This window comes from Lentilactobacillus farraginis DSM 18382 = JCM 14108, from assembly GCF_000583655.1.
Classification (GTDB): Bacteria; Bacillota; Bacilli; order Lactobacillales; family Lactobacillaceae; genus Lentilactobacillus; species Lentilactobacillus farraginis.
The window spans coordinates 1-2,927 of the sequence record NZ_BAKI01000083.1 but is presented as its reverse complement, the minus strand read 5'-3'; the positions used below and the strand labels follow the sequence as shown (position 1 = coordinate 2,927).

At 35.1% G+C, this 2,927-nt stretch carries 3 protein-coding genes and 1 pseudogene; 2 read left to right on the top strand and 2 right to left on the bottom strand.

The window, feature by feature from the left end; genetic code table 11:
- Both JCM14108_RS15700 and JCM14108_RS13600 read left to right on the top strand, forming a co-directional pair.
- A partial coding sequence (locus JCM14108_RS15700) for a hypothetical protein (RefSeq protein ID WP_237745852.1) occupies window positions 1–230 on the top strand: 230 nt, incomplete at its 5' end.
- Window positions 205–681 carry a hypothetical protein gene (locus tag JCM14108_RS13600; protein ID WP_035181493.1) on the top strand — a complete coding sequence of 159 codons (477 nt, stop codon included), beginning with the start codon at window positions 205–207 and terminating at the stop codon, window positions 679–681. The genes JCM14108_RS15700 and JCM14108_RS13600, both read left to right, overlap by 26 nt.
- A 1,193-nt stretch (window positions 682–1,874) precedes the next feature.
- Here the strand turns inward: JCM14108_RS13600 and JCM14108_RS13590 are convergent.
- Together JCM14108_RS13590 and JCM14108_RS14745 are read right to left on the bottom strand one after the other, a co-directional pair.
- On the bottom strand, window positions 1,875–2,702 hold the full coding sequence (locus JCM14108_RS13590; RefSeq protein WP_035181491.1) for a hypothetical protein: 828 nt from the start codon (window positions 2,700–2,702) through the stop codon (window positions 1,875–1,877).
- A pseudogene (locus JCM14108_RS14745) lies at window positions 2,666–2,927 on the bottom strand (hypothetical protein); the annotation flags it as partial. The gene JCM14108_RS13590 and the pseudogene JCM14108_RS14745, both read right to left, overlap by 37 nt.

Sequence of the window (2,927 nt, the reverse complement as noted above, 5' to 3'; positions counted from 1 at the left end):
ACTTGTTTGAAAACAATTACACGATTCGAGAATTTGCTTTATTCGTATTTTCATTAAACTTTCTCAACGCTTTGTTATCATGGTGTTCAACGTTCTTCCTTGTAGACAGTCTTCGCAAAAATATAGAACATACAGTCTATAAGTTTTTCCAATTATTAAGAACACCGCGATTTGATTTAATTATTGAACAAGATAATTATTTTGATGAAAAATTTTTTGAACAACTTTAATTTTAAGATAACACCTGTTAAAATAATGGATTGGTTTAATCCACGACTAGATTCTTTTGTTACTGTTACTCTTCAAGAAAAGAAAAAATGGGTTATTTTTTTATCATCGTTAGATCCTTTAGCGCTGTCCCAGCTAAAGTTCCTATGCATTCAAGATTTGCATAAAAAAAATAGTCTTAATTTTAATAATTTGTTCAAAATCATCAGTAATATTTTAATATTTCTATTAGGTGGAACTATTTTTTATCGATTTAATAGTAGCTGGCTGGAAAATACAATCAAGATTTCACAATCATCACTTATGGTTATAGGCGGTATGATCATAATTTCTATTTTTGTTTATGGATTGCTTTCTGAAATAACTTATTTGGACTTTAAAAGTGAGAATCAAACTAATGCTTATATTCTATCAATGATAGAATATGTTGAGAAAAAAGACACCAAAAATTAAAAATTAAAGAAACCATTATGCCAATTAAAGCTAAGTTGCTAACATTAACCTTGGTTTCATAATAGTCAAAGCTCATGCTATATTAAAAATTCGGGTATACCTTAACTTCCAGATTTTGCCGAGAAATTTTTCGATTTGGAGAGCGAGCTTGCGATTATTTTTACCCTTTTTAGGCGATTAATTTTGTAATTCATTTCATATTGGTACTAATGAGTGTCATGGCCTCTTGGAACTTCATGGACTGAATATCGTTTGACCAACTGACGGCCATAACCATATCTGATTTTAAGGCCACTATTCTTTTCTTAAATCTGATAGCGCAGCCGCACCCGTTTTTAAGTAGTCCGTTGCTTGAAAAACTAACTGATGAGAACTGAATTTAATGGTCACACTCTAAGTTTTCGATTTGGCTCCAGGACGATAACGGTGGTTCCTCAGTGTACAGTTTGACATTGCTTAATATCGAAGAAGTACGTTAACCGTTGATTACGACTGATATGCTCTCGACCTATTTGCTGCTTATAGATGGCCATGTGCTCAGCAGGATAAATTAATAAGCCCACACTCTTATTAAAATCCCATTAGTCTGCCACATCGCGGCTCTATCAAAAATTACCGGAGTTAAGGGCGCCATTAAGCGTAACTGATGCGCCTTAGCGCAAATTAGGAGAATAAGCATGATCGCCAATTATCTCAGTAACCACAATCCCTGCAGTTTTTGGCTGGGTGATTGAATCAGACGTCAACTTTCCATCACCTTTTTTGCCACTAGTAATAACGGCGCCCGTGATAATGCTATCCGGCGTTAAGGCCAAGTGATCTTTATAGCCATAAAAGGCGATTGCACTCTTGTGGCCACCCGGGCGCGCTTATCCGGCGAGAGATCTTTATTTCCGTTAATATTTAAGTTCCAACTATTTTTAACATTTCCGCCACCTCATTTTGTTTATTATACAAGGAAAAGCCCCCTTAAGTAATCAATTATAAATTACTTAAAGGAGACTTTTTCAACAAGCTCCATAACTAGAACTTTTAAAATTAAGCTTACTAACAACAGTTAGCAAAGAACCCGGCAGACAACGGTAATCATCTTTTACAAAAAACAAGCTAACATTTCCTTATTCAGGAAGTGTTAGCTTGTTTTAATTAACCTTAAAAATTAACCAGCCTTGTAATTTTAATTCAAATTAAAATTACTTAATTCTCCATTGATCTTGTCCGTAGTTTCCATGATTAATGGTACCAGTTGCATTTCCGTTAGCATCAGTATTAGTTGCATAAACTGGAGTTACAGTATAATGCAAGTTAATAGCCTTACCGCCATTATCAATGCTTAATGTAATATCTGAATCAGCAGTATCTGTTTGTGAATGGTTAGCCGATTTTAGAACTGCGTGAACACCTGTTGTAGCAGTTGAGTTATCTTCTCCTGCCTTTGGAGTTGAAATATAGAAGTCATTCAATCCTGCAGCGGTTAATGCAGATTTAAAGTTGGCATTAGTAATTGTACCATTATTAGCAATTGCTAGGTTACCATTAGTGATAAATGCTGTTTCAGCCTTATTATAGAAAGCCTTGTTTAACTGATTATTATCAGTTACATATTGATAAAGGTCATGGTATGCTGCTGTATCACCAGCAACAAGTGGGTTAACCTGAATCTTGCTAAAGATAGTTTGTAACTGACTATTAGTTAGCGTAGCATTTCGTGTTACAGGAATATTAAATGCTTGACCATATTTGGCATTATTAAGAGATGTAAATAATGCTGACCCACTAGTAATATCATTAACAACGTATCCCGCTGGAGCATTGGTTTTAATGTTGCTTACACGGTCAGCAGTTGTCATATCAACTAATTGACCATTTACAACACCATTAGGTGCATAATACCAAGTACCAACTTTTTGACCAGTTGATGAGTCAATATAGTTAATTGTGATTGCCTTCGTAGTGTCTACATTACTTGTAGTTGCATTAACTGTTAAGTTAACCGAAGCACCAAATTTAGCTTGAGCCAAAGCAGTAACTTGGCTGGAGACAAAGCAGTTAAACTATAATTTGTCCCCTTAAGTGTGGCATCAATGCCAGCTTGAATTGCTGTTTGATCTCTACCATCAACTGTCCAAACACCATTGTATTGAGTACCAAGGGTGTCGCCCTTCTTAGCAGTATCTTTTACGTAAGTGTATGTTTTAACAGTCTTTCCAGAAGCATCCACTAAGTTAATAGCAATTGCGTTGTCA

Bases quoted from the DNA above. Each gene is read 5' to 3' on its own strand.
- JCM14108_RS13600 (WP_035181493.1), top strand. From the start codon at position 205: ATGAAAAATTTTTTGAACAACTTTAATTTTAAGATAACACCTGTTAAA.